Source organism: Halovenus salina (assembly GCF_026410925.1).
GTDB lineage: Archaea > Halobacteriota > Halobacteria > Halobacteriales > Haloarculaceae > Halovenus > Halovenus salina.
Genome location: NZ_CP112972.1, coordinates 999,314 through 1,014,069, shown reverse-complemented (window position 1 = coordinate 1,014,069; position 14,756 = coordinate 999,314). Strand labels below are relative to the sequence as shown.

General features: G+C 56.6%; 12 protein-coding genes and 1 pseudogene. 8 read left to right on the top strand and 5 right to left on the bottom strand.

The genetic code is table 11. The annotated features are described in order from the left end of the window. The first annotated feature begins 1 nt into the window (after position 1). Together OSC37_RS05095 and xacF are read left to right on the top strand one after the other, a co-directional pair. Positions 2–427 carry a NusA-like transcription termination signal-binding factor gene (locus OSC37_RS05095; protein ID WP_267163516.1) on the top strand — a complete coding sequence of 142 codons (426 nt, stop codon included), beginning with the start codon at positions 2–4 and terminating at the stop codon, positions 425–427. Between the two features lie 72 nt (positions 428–499). Further along, positions 500–1,951, top strand: coding sequence for a 2,5-dioxovalerate dehydrogenase (gene xacF, locus OSC37_RS05090; protein ID WP_267163515.1), 1,452 nt, complete (start codon positions 500–502; stop codon positions 1,949–1,951). 1 nt (position 1,952) lies between these two features. Here xacF and OSC37_RS05085 read toward each other — a convergent pair whose 3' ends face one another. Next, positions 1,953–3,101 carry a sensor histidine kinase gene (locus OSC37_RS05085; RefSeq protein ID WP_267163514.1) on the bottom strand — a complete coding sequence of 383 codons (1,149 nt, stop codon included), beginning with the start codon at positions 3,099–3,101 and terminating at the stop codon, positions 1,953–1,955. Between the two features lie 100 nt (positions 3,102–3,201). On the opposite strand from OSC37_RS05085, the gene OSC37_RS05080 reads away from it, so the two are divergent. Next, positions 3,202–4,467 (top strand): nucleotide sugar dehydrogenase, encoded by a 1,266-nt coding sequence (locus OSC37_RS05080; RefSeq protein ID WP_267163513.1) that lies wholly within the window; start codon positions 3,202–3,204, stop codon positions 4,465–4,467. A gap of 49 nt (positions 4,468–4,516) precedes the next feature. Beyond that, positions 4,517–5,464 carry an SDR family oxidoreductase gene (locus tag OSC37_RS05075; protein WP_267163512.1) on the top strand — a complete coding sequence of 316 codons (948 nt, stop codon included), beginning with the start codon at positions 4,517–4,519 and terminating at the stop codon, positions 5,462–5,464. A 2-nt stretch (positions 5,465–5,466) separates the two neighbouring features. On the opposite strand, the gene OSC37_RS05070 is transcribed toward OSC37_RS05075, so the two are convergent. After that, positions 5,467–6,807 carry a sulfatase family protein gene (locus OSC37_RS05070; protein WP_267163511.1) on the bottom strand — a complete coding sequence of 447 codons (1,341 nt, stop codon included), beginning with the start codon at positions 6,805–6,807 and terminating at the stop codon, positions 5,467–5,469. A gap of 106 nt (positions 6,808–6,913) precedes the next feature. Between OSC37_RS05070 and OSC37_RS05065 the strand changes: the two genes are divergently transcribed. Both OSC37_RS05065 and OSC37_RS05060 read left to right on the top strand, forming a co-directional pair. Continuing rightward, positions 6,914–7,918: a glycosyltransferase gene (locus OSC37_RS05065; RefSeq protein ID WP_267163510.1), complete on the top strand. Its 1,005-nt coding sequence runs from the start codon at positions 6,914–6,916 to the stop codon at positions 7,916–7,918. Positions 7,919–7,988: 70 nt separating this feature from the next. Further along, positions 7,989–8,804 carry a methionyl-tRNA formyltransferase gene (locus tag OSC37_RS05060; protein ID WP_267163509.1) on the top strand — a complete coding sequence of 272 codons (816 nt, stop codon included), beginning with the start codon at positions 7,989–7,991 and terminating at the stop codon, positions 8,802–8,804. Between the two features lie 8 nt (positions 8,805–8,812). Here OSC37_RS05060 and OSC37_RS05055 read toward each other — a convergent pair whose 3' ends face one another. Together OSC37_RS05055 and OSC37_RS05050 are read right to left on the bottom strand one after the other, a co-directional pair. Beyond that, positions 8,813–9,796: a Gfo/Idh/MocA family protein gene (locus tag OSC37_RS05055; RefSeq protein ID WP_267163508.1), complete on the bottom strand. Its 984-nt coding sequence runs from the start codon at positions 9,794–9,796 to the stop codon at positions 8,813–8,815. Further along, on the bottom strand, positions 9,793–10,857 hold the full coding sequence (locus OSC37_RS05050; RefSeq protein WP_267163507.1) for a DegT/DnrJ/EryC1/StrS family aminotransferase: 1,065 nt from the start codon (positions 10,855–10,857) through the stop codon (positions 9,793–9,795). The genes OSC37_RS05055 and OSC37_RS05050 overlap by 4 nt, the downstream gene beginning before the upstream one ends. A gap of 116 nt (positions 10,858–10,973) precedes the next feature. Between OSC37_RS05050 and OSC37_RS05045 the strand changes: the two genes are divergently transcribed. Beyond that, positions 10,974–12,482, top strand: a complete 1,509-nt coding sequence (locus OSC37_RS05045; protein ID WP_267163506.1) for a sulfatase-like hydrolase/transferase — start codon at positions 10,974–10,976, stop codon at positions 12,480–12,482. A gap of 151 nt (positions 12,483–12,633) precedes the next feature. Here OSC37_RS05045 and OSC37_RS05040 read toward each other — a convergent pair. Beyond that, positions 12,634–13,632, bottom strand: a pseudogene (locus OSC37_RS05040) (IS1595 family transposase). 364 nt (positions 13,633–13,996) lie between these two features. On the opposite strand from OSC37_RS05040, the gene OSC37_RS05035 reads away from it, so the two are divergent. After that, on the top strand, positions 13,997–14,755 hold the full coding sequence (locus OSC37_RS05035; protein WP_267163505.1) for an acylneuraminate cytidylyltransferase family protein: 759 nt from the start codon (positions 13,997–13,999) through the stop codon (positions 14,753–14,755). Position 14,756: the final 1 nt, after the last annotated feature.

Sequence of the window (14,756 nt, the reverse complement as noted above, 5' to 3'; positions counted from 1 at the left end):
CATGGGATTTACGCTCTCGGACGACGCACGGCAGTTCGCGGCGCTGTTCGAGGACGAGACGGAGGCGACAGTGCGGGACTGCATCGTCGACGACGACCACGACCGAGTCATCCTACTCATCAAGCCCGGCGAGATGGGCAAGGCAATCGGCACCGACGGCGAACACGTTCGTCGCGCGGAAAACCAGTTCGGCCGCTCAATAAAGCTCGTCGAGGACGCTGACCACCCCGAAGATTTCGTCGCCAGCGCGCTCGCTCCGGCCGCGGTCTACAACGTCACGATTAGCGAGAACGACGACCGGGTGGCCTACGCCGAGGTAGCCCAGGAGGACCACGGTGCGGCCATCGGAACCGACGGCAAGAACATCGAGGCCGCACGGAAGCTGGCCCGCCGACACCACGATATCGACGACATCGAGTTGACCTGACCGCTCGTCTCTTTATCGCGGTCCCGTCGAACCCAGTACTCTATTATCCCGTCGGGTAGATACTCATAGCATATGGCAGTGACACACCTGAACTACATCGACGGCGAGTGGCAGGAATCAGAGAGTGGCGAGACGCTCACAGTCTACAACCCTGCGGATGTGACCGACACCATTGGCGAGTTCCAGTCCTCGACACAGACAGATGTCGACGCGGCTGTCGCGGCTGCGACAGAGGCACAAACAGCGTGGGCCGGCCGCCAGGCCCCCGAGCGCGGCGAGTTCCTCCGGCGGGCCGCCGAAGAGATTCGGTCCCGGAGCGACGAACTCGCCGAGACGCTCACGCACGAGGAAGGCAAGACCGTCCCCGAAGCGGCGGGCGAGGTGAGCCGCGCAGTCGACATTCTGTACTACTACGCGGAACGTATCCGCGACTTCGGCCACGAGAAGAAGGCATCTAGCACGCCCGCAAAGGACCTCTCGGTGGTCCGAGAACCAGTCGGCGTCGCCGGACTCATCACCGCCTGGAACTATCCGTTTATTATCCCCGTTTGGAAGATCGCGCCCGCGATTGCAACCGGAAACGCCGTGGTGTTCAAGCCGGCGAGTAACGCGCCCAACTGCACCCGGAAGCTGTTCGAGTGTTTTGAGGCTGCCGGACTACCAGACGGCGTCGTCAACTACGTCACCGGCTCGGGCAGCCAGGTCGGCGACGGAATCATCGAACACGAGGACGTGGACGCCGTCTCATTCACCGGCAGCAAATCCGTCGGCTTCTCGGTGTACGAGGGGGCGACCGAGGACATGAAACGCGTCCAGACAGAGATGGGTGGCAAAAATCCCCTGGTCGTCTCCGACACTGCCGACATGGAGCGCGCGCTCTCGATTGCCCGCTGGGGTGCATTCGGGGTGACAGGCCAAGCCTGTACCGCGACGTCCCGGGCCATCGTCTACGAGGATGTCTACGACGAGTTCGTCGAGGGCATCACAGAGCGGGCAGAGCGAATTGAGGTCGGTCACGGACTCGACGGTGCGGATATGGGTCCCCAGGCCTCAGAAGGCGAACTTGCGGGGACGCTCGATTACATCGATGTCGGACAGACCGAGGGTGCAACCCTCGCATACGGTGGCGAGGAGTTGACCGGCGGGGTCTACGAGGACGGCTACTTCGTCGAGCCCACCGTATTCACCGACGTCGACCACGAGATGCGAATTGCACAGGAGGAGATATTCGGGCCGGTGCTAGCGGTGTTGAAAGTCTCGGGCTACGAGGAGGCACTCGAGGTCGCAAACGATGTGGATTACGGCCTCTCGGCGAGTATGGCCACCGAAGACCTCGCCGAGGCCAAACGCTTTGCCGACGACATCGAGGCCGGCGTCGTCAAAATCAACGAACAGACCTCCGGCACGGAGCTACACGTCCCCTTCGGCGGCTTCAAAGACTCCTCCAGTGATACCTACCGCGAGTCCGGCGACGAGGGACTTCGATTTTTCACCAGCACGAAGACTGTCTACGAGAACTGGTAAGTCAATCCAGTTCAGCCAGCCAGCTCTCTTCAGACGGCTCGGCGACGAGATCAACACCAGTCACCTCGAAGCGGGCACCGCCGTCGCTTCCGTCGGTTGCCTCGATTGTCCACCCGTGTGCGGCCACCAGCTTCTGGACGATACTGAGTCCGATTCCTGTTCCGCCCTGCTGTGTCGTCACACCTGACTCGAATATCGCCGACTGGAGGTCTTCGGGAAGTCCTGTCCCGGTGTCTTCGACGTAGAACCCTCCCTCAACCGTTCCGACGCGAATAACCAGTGGCTTGCTGTCCGCAGGAATGCTGGTCTCAGAGCCGTGCTCTATCGCATTCCGAAAGAGGTTCTCAAAGATGTGTTCCAGCGCGCTTCGGTCCGCCATGACTGTCGTGCTGTCGACAACTTCCAGAGTTGCCGCTCCAGTTTCGACGTTCCCCCAGCAGTACTCTGCTACCTCCTCAATCGAGGTTGCGGCGAGGTCACCGATAGCGTCACCTTCCCGGGCCAGCGCCAACACGTCCTCGACGATTGTCTCCATTCGGGCGAGAGATTCTTCAACATCTTCGAGCGTTTGAGTCGTCTCTCCGCCGGCCGTCTCCTTCGCACGCTGGAGTTCTAGCGTGGCGACATTTAGCGGGTTGCGGAGGTCGTGTGAGACGATAGCAGCGAACTCGTCGAGTTCCTCCGTCTGTCGCTTGAACTTGTTTCGCTCCTGTCGGAGCGTCGTCTCGTAGCGACGGTTTCTGGCGTCGAGCCAGCCAAGTACCAGCCCGACGAATGCCCCGACAGTCATGCTGTTGACGGTCACGAACGGCGCGTGTGCGACCGACCCGCCACGGATGAACTCGTGGGTGATCGTCCATGTGATGAGCAAGCCGAAGACGGTCATCCCCAGAAAGACCGCGGTGCCGATACGGAGCATCTCTCGGCCACCGAACTGCGTCGTCCAGAGTAACGTCCCCGCAACGACGAGTGCGATGCTCACGATGACAGGAGTGAACACGTAGATCGCCTCGATGGCGCTGAACTGTGTTCGAGATGCGTGCAACAGTGCGACACACGAGGTCGAAAGGCCGGTTCCCACGACCAGGGCAAGACCAATATATCCCTGCTCTGTTGGTGTGCCGGGTACTCGGAGCTCTCTGTCTATCACGACGGTTGTCCTCGATTCTACGTCTGTAGTTAAATATACGAGGGTTGCCTACTTGGTATGGACCGACGAACTCAAGCCCCACAGCACCCTGTATCGAGCTATGACAACGCGCGTGGGTGTCATCGGCCTTGGTTACGTTGGTCTTCCGCTCTCACTGGCGATGCAGGAAGCGGGGTTTGAGGTAATCGGTGTCGATGTCGATGCCGAGACAGTCGACAGACTTACTCGTGGAGAATCAACTGTCAACGACATTGACGACGAGACCGTCAAACGGGCCCTCGACGATGGATTGCAGTTCTCCACGGAGTACGAGGCACTCTCGTCTGTCGACGCGGTTTCAATCTGTGTCCCCACGCCACTCCGGAAGACCGACTCGCCCGACCTCTCGTTTGTCGTCGACGCGGCTGAACGTCTCGCTCCGGCGCTTCCGACAGGCTGTACGGTCGTCCTCGAATCCACAGTGTACCCGGGTGCGACACGCGAGGTCGTCGGGGAGACACTGGCACAGAACGGCATCACCATCGGCAAGGACCTTTATCTGGCGTTCTCGCCGGAGCGAATCGACCCGGGTAACGAGGAGTACGGTCCCACGGAGATCCCCAAGGTACTCGGCGGCGTCACCGAGGACTGTGGGGACCACGCCCAGGCTATCTACGAGCAGGTGTTCGACGAGGTCGTCCGAGTGAATTCTGCGACCGAAGCGGAACTGGTCAAACTCCTCGAAAACACGTTCCGGGCTGTCAACATCGGTCTTATCAACGAACTCGCACAGGTCGCCCACGAACTCGACGTGGATATCTGGTCTGTCATCGACGCCGCGGCGACGAAACCATTCGGATTCATGTCGTTCTATCCCGGCCCGGGACTTGGCGGCCACTGTATTCCGGTCGACCCGTTTTACCTGTCCTGGAAGGCAAATCAGCAGGGTATCGATACGCGGTTTATCGACCTCGCTGATACGGTCAATCGTGAGATGCCGGCCCACGTCGTCCAGCGCGTCGTCGAACAGCTGAACGAGCGTGGTACCGCACTCTCGACGGCAGATGTGCTCGTGGTGGGTGTCGCCTACAAGCCGGATGTCTCCGATACGCGGGAGTCGCCGGCGCTCGATATCATCTCTCAGCTCGAAGACTGGCATGCAGAAATTAGCTATCACGACCCACACGTCCCCGAGTTCGACGTGCTCGGAGAGACATACGAGTCGGTCCCGTTAACAAGAGAACGGCTGGAGAATGCCGACTGTGTTGTCCTCGCGACCGACCACTCTGCCCTTGATCTCGATATGATCGTCGAGCAGGCGGATCTCGTCTTCGACACCCGTAATGCGACCAAAGAATTCGAGCGCGACAATATCGTCCGGCTATAATCCAACTGAAGCCGATACATTCAACGCCGGGGCGGTACCAGTCCTCCGTATGTCTACTGCGCTTATCACCGGAATGGCCGGATTCATCGGCTCCTCGCTTGCCGACGCATTGCTCGACCGCGGCTACGAGGTTCGTGGCATCGACAACTTTGAGACGGGTCGGCGGTCGAATCTTGAGATCTTCGAAGGACGCGACAACGTCTCGTTCACCGAGGGTGACATTCGTGACCCAGACCTGGTCTCGGAACTGCTCGACGGTGTCGACTACGTGTTTCACCAGGCTGCAGTGCCCTCCGTTCCGCGGAGCGTCGACGACCCCGTCACGTCGACTGACGCCAACTGTACCGGGACTGCAACCCTCCTCGATGCAGCCCGAGACACCGACGTCGATACCGTTGTCGTCGCCTCCTCGTCGTCCGTTTACGGGTCGACGACTGCTCTCCCAAAAGTCGAGACGATGGAAGCAAACCCCGAGTCACCGTACGCCCTCTCGAAGTACTACACCGAACAGCTCGCGATGCAGGCGAGTGAGCTGTACGATTATGATACAGTTGCCCTTCGGTATTTCAATATTTTCGGACCACGTCAGGACCCCTCCGGTGAGTACGCCGCAGTTATCCCCAAGTTCATCAACTTGATGCTCGACGGCGACCGGCCGGTTATTTACGGCGACGGCGAACAGTCCCGGGATTTCACCTATATCGACAACGTAATCCAGACAAACATCCGCGCGGCCGAGGGAGATGCGACCGGCGAAACGTTCAACGCCGCCTGTGGCGGCCGCGCAACGATCAACGAACTGGTCGAGACATTGAATGGCCTGCTGAGTACGGATATCGATCCAATTTACGACGACCCTCGTCCAGGGGACGTTCGACACTCGCATGCGGACATCTCGAAAGCACAGGAACTGCTCGGGTACGAGCCAGATGTCAGATTCGAGGAGGGACTGGAGAAGACCACTGAGTGGTTCGAACAATCGGACGAGCCGACATAACGCTACTCTTGGAGATATCCGAGTTGTTCCAGCCGGTCTTGTACCTCTCCTGAAAACTCCCCGGCTGTGAGTTCATCACTGTCGGCGGTTCCGAGTTCCGAATACTGTTCGAGCGTCGCCTCAATTTCCTCGACAACTTCCGGGTGTTGGTCGACGACATTTATCTGTTCTCCAGGGTCGTTTTGGATGTTATAGAGTTCAACCCGGCCTGGACCGACGATGTACTTCCAGGACCTGTCACGGTACGCTATCGTCTCCCCTTCGTCGATGAGTACGTAATCCTGGTCGGTCGACCCACCTTCCATTATTTTAACAAGGCTCTCGCCCCGGAACGTCGAGGGAGGTTCGATACCGGCACACTCGAGAAAGGTCGGTGGAAGGTCCATCAAACCGACCATATCCTCGTGGACGCCCTGTTGTTCGCCACACTGGATTAGCAACGGAACGTGTGCTAGTTCGTCGAACAGCGTGTCCCTATGTGCAAAATCGTCGTGGTCGTTCAGTTCGTCACCGTGGTCTGAGGTGAACGCAATAAGGGTGTCTGCCCCCCACTGTGACTGGACCGTCTCGACGAGCCGACGAACCTGATCGTCAACAAACCGAATCTCGCCGTCATAGAGGTCGACGATATCCGACAGCTCCGCGTCGGTTACTTCCTCTGGCTGGTCGACCATCTTTCGACGAAGCTTCACTGCCCGACGCTCCGAGATAGCTTCCTCTCGGAACGCTAGCTGATACTCTTCTGGGGGTGAGTACGGGTGGTGGACGTCCATGTAATGGACCCAGAGGAATCGTTGTGACTCCGTGGCGACGGACTGACACCAGTCTATTGCCAGGTCGGTAATCTCGTCAGCTAGGACAAACGGCGTGCCCGGATTGAAGCCGGCTTCCTCGGTTTTGCTGAAGACGGCTTCGAGTGTACTGTAGAGGAAGCTCTGTGAGGGAATCGTATCCTTAACCCACTGACGAAGACGTGCGAGTTTACTCGACTCAGTATCCGAGTCATAGAATCTATCAAATCCGCGATGGTAGCCAAACTGAGGAAGAAGATGTGGGTTCGAATGAAATCCACCAGTGGTGTACCCTGCCTCAGAGAGAGCCTCTGCGAGGGGTGTGTACTCCTCTGACAACCCACCGTGCGATTGACTGATGGATGGGTATTCAGCGGCCATCATTGCCGGAAACGCCTGGCGGGTGTAACACCCATGTGAAAAGGCGTTCGTGAACGTGTGCGCACTCTCGCTCAAACTGTCCAGAAATGGAGTCGTGTCTCGCTCGTATCCGTGCCACCCGACGTGGTCTGCTCGCAGTGAGTCTACGGTAATATAGACAATATCAGTCATTGATGTTTTGTTGTCAGCCAGTCACATTTACTGTTGTGGTTCCCCAAACAGCGAATCCCTGTTTATCAAAGAATAATTACGGTCGATACTCGTACTGGCAAACAGGATGAAGGTTCTCTGGCTCCGCCCGTCGACTGGCGAGCACGTGAGTCTCCGCCGGGAACGGATTGCAGCACACCTCTCGGAGATGGGTGTCGATGTCACGATACGTGACGCGAGCGGGGCGGATGCCCTCGGTGCAATCAAAGCAGGGCTTACCGGCGATTACGACGTTATTCTAGGTAACGTCAGAATCGGCCTCTATCTGGGTTACCCGCTGGCTCGGCTTCGTCGACTTCCGTTTATCGGGGACGTGAGCGACTCACTCGCAGACATTGAACAGTTACCGGGACCGTTGTTCGAGTTGTGCCGCCGGTACGAGTGGTGGGTTCTCGAACGTTCGGATGCCTGTTTCGTCGTCGAAAGCAGAACCTACGAGGAGACAACGCGCCGCGGAATCGACCCCACCTACGTCAGAAATGCTGTGGATTACTCTGCCTTTGCCTACCCAGACGGCGACATTATTTCTGAAACCCGGACCATCCTTGAAAACCGGGACGTAGATATGGATTCTCCAGTTGCGATGTATATTGGGAGCATGGTTCCGGAGTATTATCTCACCGAGATTGTCGAGGCGGCGTCGATGACACCGGAGTGGGAGTTCGTGTTCCTCGGGCAGGAACGCGGTGTTACCCTCTCAGAGCTCGCTGCCGACCACGAGAATGTCCACTATCTCGGTGCCTTCGAGTACGACTTGGTTCCGGGCTTTCTTTCACACGCCTCATGTGCCCTCTGTCTGGTAGACAAAGAACAGCCCCTGAAAGTGATGGAATACGGTGCGGCAGGCCTTCCAACGCTCGGATACGACGGCAAGCTCCGGGCGAACTTCACCGAGGACGAACTGCTGTTTCTGGACCCAGAGCCTGACGCTATCTCGCGGAAACTCAGCTGGATTTGTGAACAGCCAGACGAGGCGAGCGCATATGGCGAACATCTCCAGCGAAAAGCAAAAGACCACAGCTGGAACGCTGTCGCCCAGACGTACTACGACCAACTAGAGCGGCTGGCGTAGTATCGGAGCCATTGGGGGCCGCCCGAAATAGCGTGATTTAATGAGGGTGTAGATTCTTATCCAGCATGTCATGACCGACGTAGCCTTTTTTGGAAGCCATCCACTTGGTGAACGCTGCCTCCAGTTACTTGATGACACACCGGACATCGATATCTCCGTTGTCGTAACGTACCCCAAAAAGTACGACTCGTGGTGGGCGGGCTCAGTCCACGAACGGGCCCTGGAGTTCGGGTATCCAGTACTCGAACCTGACGACGAACGCGGTGTTCTAAATTACGAGGTAGATTACATCGTGAGTGTGTACTATCCGAACATCCTCGGTGAGGAGTTGCTCCAGCACCCTGATGATGGGGCGCTGAACCTCCATCAGGCTGAACTCCCCCGCTATCAGGGGTCGAACGTATTCTCACACTCGATTATGAACGCACGGGACGACGACTACTGGAAACACGGGACGACGATTCACTTTATGGCCGAAGAAGTCGACGCTGGCGACGTGGTCGACCGTCGGTTTGTCGACATCACGGAGGAAGATACAGCACGGTCGCTCTACGAGAAGACACGCGAGGCGTCAGCCGCCCTGTTCGAGGAGACGCTACCGCAAATTGTCTCCGGGGAGGTACACGAGATGCGGACCCCACAGTCGGAGTTCAATGGTCCGACGTACTTCTATTACAAGTCGAGCCTCGACGGCAAAAAGGAAATCCCGCTTGAGGAATTGGCGGATCCAGCGGATGAACGCGCACTGTATGACAAGATTCGGGCCCTTGACTTCCCCCCGTTCAAGCCCGCTCACACGACGGTGGGGGGAACCGATATTCACCTGACGAAGTCGTCCTACGAGGAGTTCGGCGAGATGTTCCGGGACCAGGAGAGTCTGTTTTAAGCCGGAGCTTACAGGGTGATAACGCGTCCTTGTGCCGCAGACTGCTTGCAGCGCTCAAGCAGTTCGACTGTTTCCGCACCCACCTGACCAGATGCCCGCAACGGATTCCCTGTCTTACAGGCATCCAGGAACTCCGAGACTTCGATTTTCAGCGGTTCGTTGTTCTCTGTCTCGTAGACCTGTTTACCCTCGCTTTGTGCTCGGAACTCGTCGCCGTCCTGTCTCACCCTGCTGTCGTAAAGCTCAACGACGGTGTCTTTGAGGTAGTCGATGTGCGCCGCCTTTTCGGAGCCGACTACCGTCAGGTCACGCTGTTTGCCGTACACCGGAACCTGCCAGGATTCATTGATGACACTCGTCGCCTCGCCGTAGTCGAGGACGACAGTTGCTGTTTCGTCGACATCATCGCGGATGACGCTATCGAGGTTGCAGTACAGCGACTGTGGTGTCGCTTCGAGCAGGTAGTTCGAGATGTCGATATCGTGAACAGCTAGCGAGTACAGTGCTCCCGCGGTTTCACGGGGCACCCGAAACGAGAACCGGGTCGTGTTCATATACTTGATCTCGCCGAGTTCCCCGCGTTCGACTCGCCGTTTCAGGTCGTTCAGTGCCGGGTGGTACCGAAAGATGTGCCCGACTCCAAGCACCTGTCCGTGTTCAGTTGCTGTCTCGACGATTTCCCAGGCGCCGTCGCTATCGAGCGCGAGGGGTTTCTCGACCAGACAGTCGATTTCCCGTTCGAGGAGATATGTCGCTATTTCGTGGTGTGTCGGGGACGGGGTCGCTACTGTCACGGCGTCGATTCCCATTTCCGGGAGATCGGTGTAGTCGGTCGTGTACTCGATGCCGTAGGTAGTTGCCAGGTCGGCGGCGCGACCCTCGTCTACGTCACAGAGCACCACATCATCGAGTGTGCCCTCATCAACGAGTTCGACCGCGACGCGGGCGTGATTCGACCCCCAGTAGCCGGTTCCGATGACGCCGTATTTCATGTGTAGTACTCCTCGATGTGGTCACAGACTGTGTGAACCTCTTCTTCGGATAGTCTCGGGTGCATCGGTAGCGAGATGATTCTTTCACAGAGGCCCTCGACGAACTCAATGCTCGTCTCGCCACAGCGCTCGACTACCGCAGGGTGCTCGTGTGCAGGTGTCGGGTAGTGGATTCCGGTTCCAATTCCGTTTTCGTCCAGATACTCACGTAGGTTGCTTCGGTCGGGAACTTGGACAACGTACAGGTGATAAACGTGTTTGTTATCTGTATTTTCTGCTGGCGCAACCACCTCGTCGATGTCGGCCAAGCGGTCGTCGTACACTGACGCTGCACGGCGTCGACCTGCGTTCCAGTCGTCGACGCGTTTCAATTGCTGCTTTCCGACCGCACCGAGTACTTCACTCATCCGATAGTTCAGACCAAGGTGTCGGTGAACCCCTGCTTCGTCCCGGCCGTGGTTTCGGAGCGCACGTGCGCGTCGGGCCAATTCGTCGTCGTCGGTCACGAGCATCCCACCGTCACCCGCGACAGTCATGTTCTTCGAGGGATAGAAACTGAAGGCTCCAATATCTGCAATGCTCCCAGCCTTCTGTCCGTTCTGTTCCGCGAAGTGTGCTTGACAGGAGTCTGAGACGACATGGAGGTTGTGTGTTTTGGCTATCTCGGTTACACGGTCCATCTCTGCCATCTGTCCGTAAATATGGACAGGGATCACTGCAGCAGGGTTGTCTGCCGTGGTTATCTTCTGTTCGAGGTCGTTTGGGTCGATAGTATACGTATCAGTACGTACGTCGACAAACACCGGGTTCGCATCTAGAAAGAGAACTGGGCTAACAGAAGCAAAGTAGGTGTGGGCAGGCACAAATACGTCATCTCCTTCGCCGATTTCCGCAGCCTGTAATCCGAGCAGGATAGCGGCAGTCCCGCTGTTGACGCCGACTGCGTACTCTGTGCCACAGTGGTCGGCAAACTCCTCTTCGAAGGCTTCGACGACCGGCCCCTTGACGTATCTTCCCCCCCGAAGAACATCACCCACTGCTTCAATTGTCTCGTCGTCCATATGAATATCTGTGAATGGCACACCATCAACCATGCTTCGTTGTTTGGCCTTCTGGCGTAATTAGATTGTGATGAAACCACGGAACAATTAAGATTGTAACATCCCTTCTAGAAAGTATGATTACGGACACCGGAGACAATCCTCCCAATATCCTGTTTGTCGTCTGGGATGCCTGCAGGTATGATTATGCCGTCGAGCACGCGTCTTTTCTGAACAAATTGCGGTCATCGAATATCTGGTTCGAACATGCGGTTGCTCCCAGCACCTGGTCTCCTCCATCACACGCATCTATCTTTTCGGGTAAACTACCCCACAAGCACGGGACCTATCGTTTTACTGACTCAATAGACACACCCTTGGTTTCCGAACTTTCCCGCGAAGGATACACTACATACGGCGTCTCCGCAAACGGATTCGCCAGTCAGCGAACCGGCTTCGATGAAGACTTTGATCATTTCCGATACACCGGTGGCCGAGACCTGTTCCTCAACGGGATGGACGTTTCCGGAAATGCACAGAGAATCCTCAACAACGAGGGTAGCTCACACAAGGAGGCGCTTCTTGACGTGTTAAGACGCGTGCCAACTAGTGACAATCCGCTCAAGAGTCTCGCTAATCTCTCTGCTGTTGCTGCCGGGGAGATCGCGGCGAAGTTGGAACCTCTCTCTCGGCTCCCCCACCCTGTTTTCGCTCCGACCAGCGATTATTCCTACTCTCCAGAGACAAACACGCGGGCTATCAAATCAATGCTCGCCTCTCACGACAACGATGAGCCGTTTTTTTTGTTCACCAACTACATGGATACACATCGGTGTTACAAACCGCCCGAGGCGTTGCAGCGCAAACACATAGGCCGATCATTATCGTATTCCGAACTTGTTCGGCTCAACGAGGAGGTGGCCGCCACTTGGCCGTTCGCCGAGCAGGTCGAACGAAGCGAACTCGACGAATCTGATGTAGAAGATGTTCGTGGGCTGTACGCCGGTGAGGTGGAGACTGTTGACGGTCACCTGCAGAGATTATATCACACGCTTGAAACCGAAGGACTCCTCGAAGATACTATCGTCGTAGTCACTGCCGATCATGGCGAAAACCTAGGCGAAACCGACGAAATGGGGCGCCGACGGATGGGTCACGAAGCGTCAGTTAGCGAGGCCGTCCTCAGAGTTCCGCTGGTCATCGCTCACCCCCAACTTGAGGCTCGGACGGTCTCTCAAACTGTCTCGCTCAAGAAACTCTACGAGTTGTTTTTGTCCCCCGAGCAATTGCTTGATTCCAACGGGCGCTGTGTCCTGGGACTGGTGGATTCCGGCTTGACTGCCAGCCAGTATCCTCCTAAAGGGGGTGTTGAGGATACGATTGAGAAATACCCGGATGCACCACAGTCTGATATCAGACACGCTCTGGCTGAACGCTCTGCAGTTGCGTACGACGACGGCTGGAAGGTTGTCGCTGAGTCAACGGGTGTTCGATGGGCCGGGACTGACGACACGAAACAACCGTATTCGGCTGCACCTGAACGGCTGACTGCGACGGTACAAGAACACCTTTCGCAACTCGAGGAGGCAGACCGAGGTCTCACTGATCAGGATATCCAACAACTGGAGGCGCTTGGATACATATGAACTACCCGATGTATCCCTGCCCTACTACGTCCCCAGAACGCGTAGCATTCTGATTTGCGACCGATACCTTGCTCTGGTAACACTACTTGTTCTTCGGCCTGCGTTGTCGTCCGAAAATCTTTGATCCGCGTTCTTCGGTAGACTGGCGGAACTAGCTGGATACGTTGATGGCGATACGATCGACGAGACTGTGGATCGGTGCCCCAGTAAGTTTCAGTGCCCGGAGGAAACCGTAGGTACGAGCGGCCTGCTCCAAGCCGGGCTTGGAGAGGCCGCGGAACTTCGCCAGCTACGGTTGGAGCAGCAACCAGAGACACTCTCCCTGATTCGTGTGGACGCCCTCGTTGGAAACGTATTTCTCGTCGTGGACAACGTACCGGTGGTCGTGCTCCATACCTCGGTAGTCGGGCAGTCCATTGGTCCAGACCTCTCCCAGCGGCTGGGAGAGATTGTCTGCTTCCTCAATCACTGGACCCAAATCCTCATCGTAGTCGCTTCCCTCTTGCGCTGACACCACGCGAAGCACGTCGCGGCAGGCCGCGACGAGCGTCAGTTCGTCTCCTTGATCCCCTGTCCAACGGGTGCGTCCGCCCTCGAGCGACCCACCGCGGTCAAGTCCCTCCCGTGGCGGATCTTGTCCTTTTAAACCGGAATACACCTGCTGGGTTTCATCGACCTGTGTCGGGCCGCCGACTGTCTGGGAGATGTGATCCCAGACAGTCGGAAATCCGCGACAAAAGGTTGTTTCGACCTCTCTGATGTTGTCGTGGAGAGTCTTGTAGCACGGCGAGAGCAGAAACGCGATCTGGTTAATACTCAACAGCGTATCAGCGTAGAGGATGACGGCGATGAGGAACTCGCCAGGAGCGAGTTCCAAATCGTAGAACGGCGTTCCCCGCGTGTACGTGGTTTTCCGGTTGCAGTGGCTACACCAGATACGATCAGATCCGTCGAGTGCCTGGGGTGTTTTCTGCTCGCAGTGTGGGCAGGATTGCGCCACCCAAATCTCCTTGAGACGCCGCGCGACAATGGCATCGAGCGGCTCGGGCCGAAAGTCTATTGCTCCCAGTTCCACAGGTTCCGATAGCCTCTGGCCAAGGGCAGGGCGTTCGTTGGACCTGTTCGTTTCTGTCCAGCCAGAGGCGCTAATACTCTTGGTTCCGCCAGTCTACCGAAGAGCATGAAGAATTTTCAGATATTTGTTGGAGTTTGGAAATCTTCGCCGACTGGTAGTGCTCAACTCACGTTAGGGCTGGTTGCTCGTGGTGCATTAGATGCTTGTTTTGCTACACAACCAGATCCAAACCCATGGGATACTATTGCTGGCGTCAAACTTGTTTGACAAGCTGGCGATGAAGTAACTGATCTCCACGGCGATCCGTGGTCTCTAGATAGTTGCGGCCTTATTGCGACAAATGGAAACGCTCAAGAAAAGATAACGAGGAAACTCAATTAATGGTTCTGATAAATAAGAAAACCAGGGATTCATTTGTCCTCTACCCTATCTCAATTACATGGATGTCGCCATAATTACTGCGAGGGCGGGCAGCACTTCTATTCCCAATAAGAACGTCATGGAAGTGGCCAACCGCTCGCTCGTGAGCTATCCTGTCAAGGCCGCTGAAGAAGCCGAAACGATTTCCAAGAGCTATACCTCAACGAATGGTGATAAAATCGCTGATGTCGCTCGTAAGTTGGGATCAGAAATCATCTGGCGTCCTGAGGAGCTGTGGGGGGACGGCGGTCATGGTGACGTAATTAAGCATGCCACAGAGACCGTCGACGAACAAGTAGAGGATCTAGAGAACGTCGTCGTTCTTCTTGGAAACACCACAATGGTCGATTCTGATCTTATCGATCAGGCGGTCGAACTCCTTCACGAACGTCCCGAGATTGACTCAACGATGACTGTTTGGGAGGCTGCCGACGACCATCCGATCCGCGCTATGAAAGTTAATGATGAGGGGTACCTCACCGCCTACGATGAGGTAAGTGAGGATGCCGAGACTGATCGGAAGACATATGACTCTGCATTCTACTATGACCAGGGAATCTGGGCGTTCCGAAAAGAAACTGTTCAAGAAAAATCTGGCCCTGGAACTTGGTGGTGGATGGGTGAAAAGTGCCAACCGATTGTCCGCACCTGGACCACCGGTCGGGACATTCATAACCACTTCAACGCCCAGCTACATGCCTTCTATGAACGGAATCGTGAGGATCTCCGCGAGTTCGAGGAGCGGGTTGTCTGGGACGAGTACGGGGGCGATGATTAAC

Coding starts and splice junctions, on each gene's coding strand:
- OSC37_RS05035 (WP_267163505.1), top strand. CDS start 13,997: ATGGATGTCGCCATAATTACTGCGAGGGCGGGCAGCACTTCTATTCCC.
- OSC37_RS05050 (WP_267163507.1), bottom strand. CDS start 10,857: ATGGACGACGAGACAATTGAAGCAGTGGGTGATGTTCTTCGGGGGGGA.
- OSC37_RS05045 (WP_267163506.1), top strand. CDS start 10,974: ATGATTACGGACACCGGAGACAATCCTCCCAATATCCTGTTTGTCGTC.
- OSC37_RS05065 (WP_267163510.1), top strand. CDS start 6,914: ATGAAGGTTCTCTGGCTCCGCCCGTCGACTGGCGAGCACGTGAGTCTC.
- OSC37_RS05060 (WP_267163509.1), top strand. CDS start 7,989: ATGACCGACGTAGCCTTTTTTGGAAGCCATCCACTTGGTGAACGCTGC.
- OSC37_RS05080 (WP_267163513.1), top strand. CDS start 3,202: ATGACAACGCGCGTGGGTGTCATCGGCCTTGGTTACGTTGGTCTTCCG.
- xacF (WP_267163515.1), top strand. CDS start 500: ATGGCAGTGACACACCTGAACTACATCGACGGCGAGTGGCAGGAATCA.
- OSC37_RS05055 (WP_267163508.1), bottom strand. CDS start 9,796: ATGAAATACGGCGTCATCGGAACCGGCTACTGGGGGTCGAATCACGCC.
- OSC37_RS05070 (WP_267163511.1), bottom strand. CDS start 6,807: ATGACTGATATTGTCTATATTACCGTAGACTCACTGCGAGCAGACCAC.
- OSC37_RS05095 (WP_267163516.1), top strand. CDS start 2: ATGGGATTTACGCTCTCGGACGACGCACGGCAGTTCGCGGCGCTGTTC.
- OSC37_RS05075 (WP_267163512.1), top strand. CDS start 4,517: ATGTCTACTGCGCTTATCACCGGAATGGCCGGATTCATCGGCTCCTCG.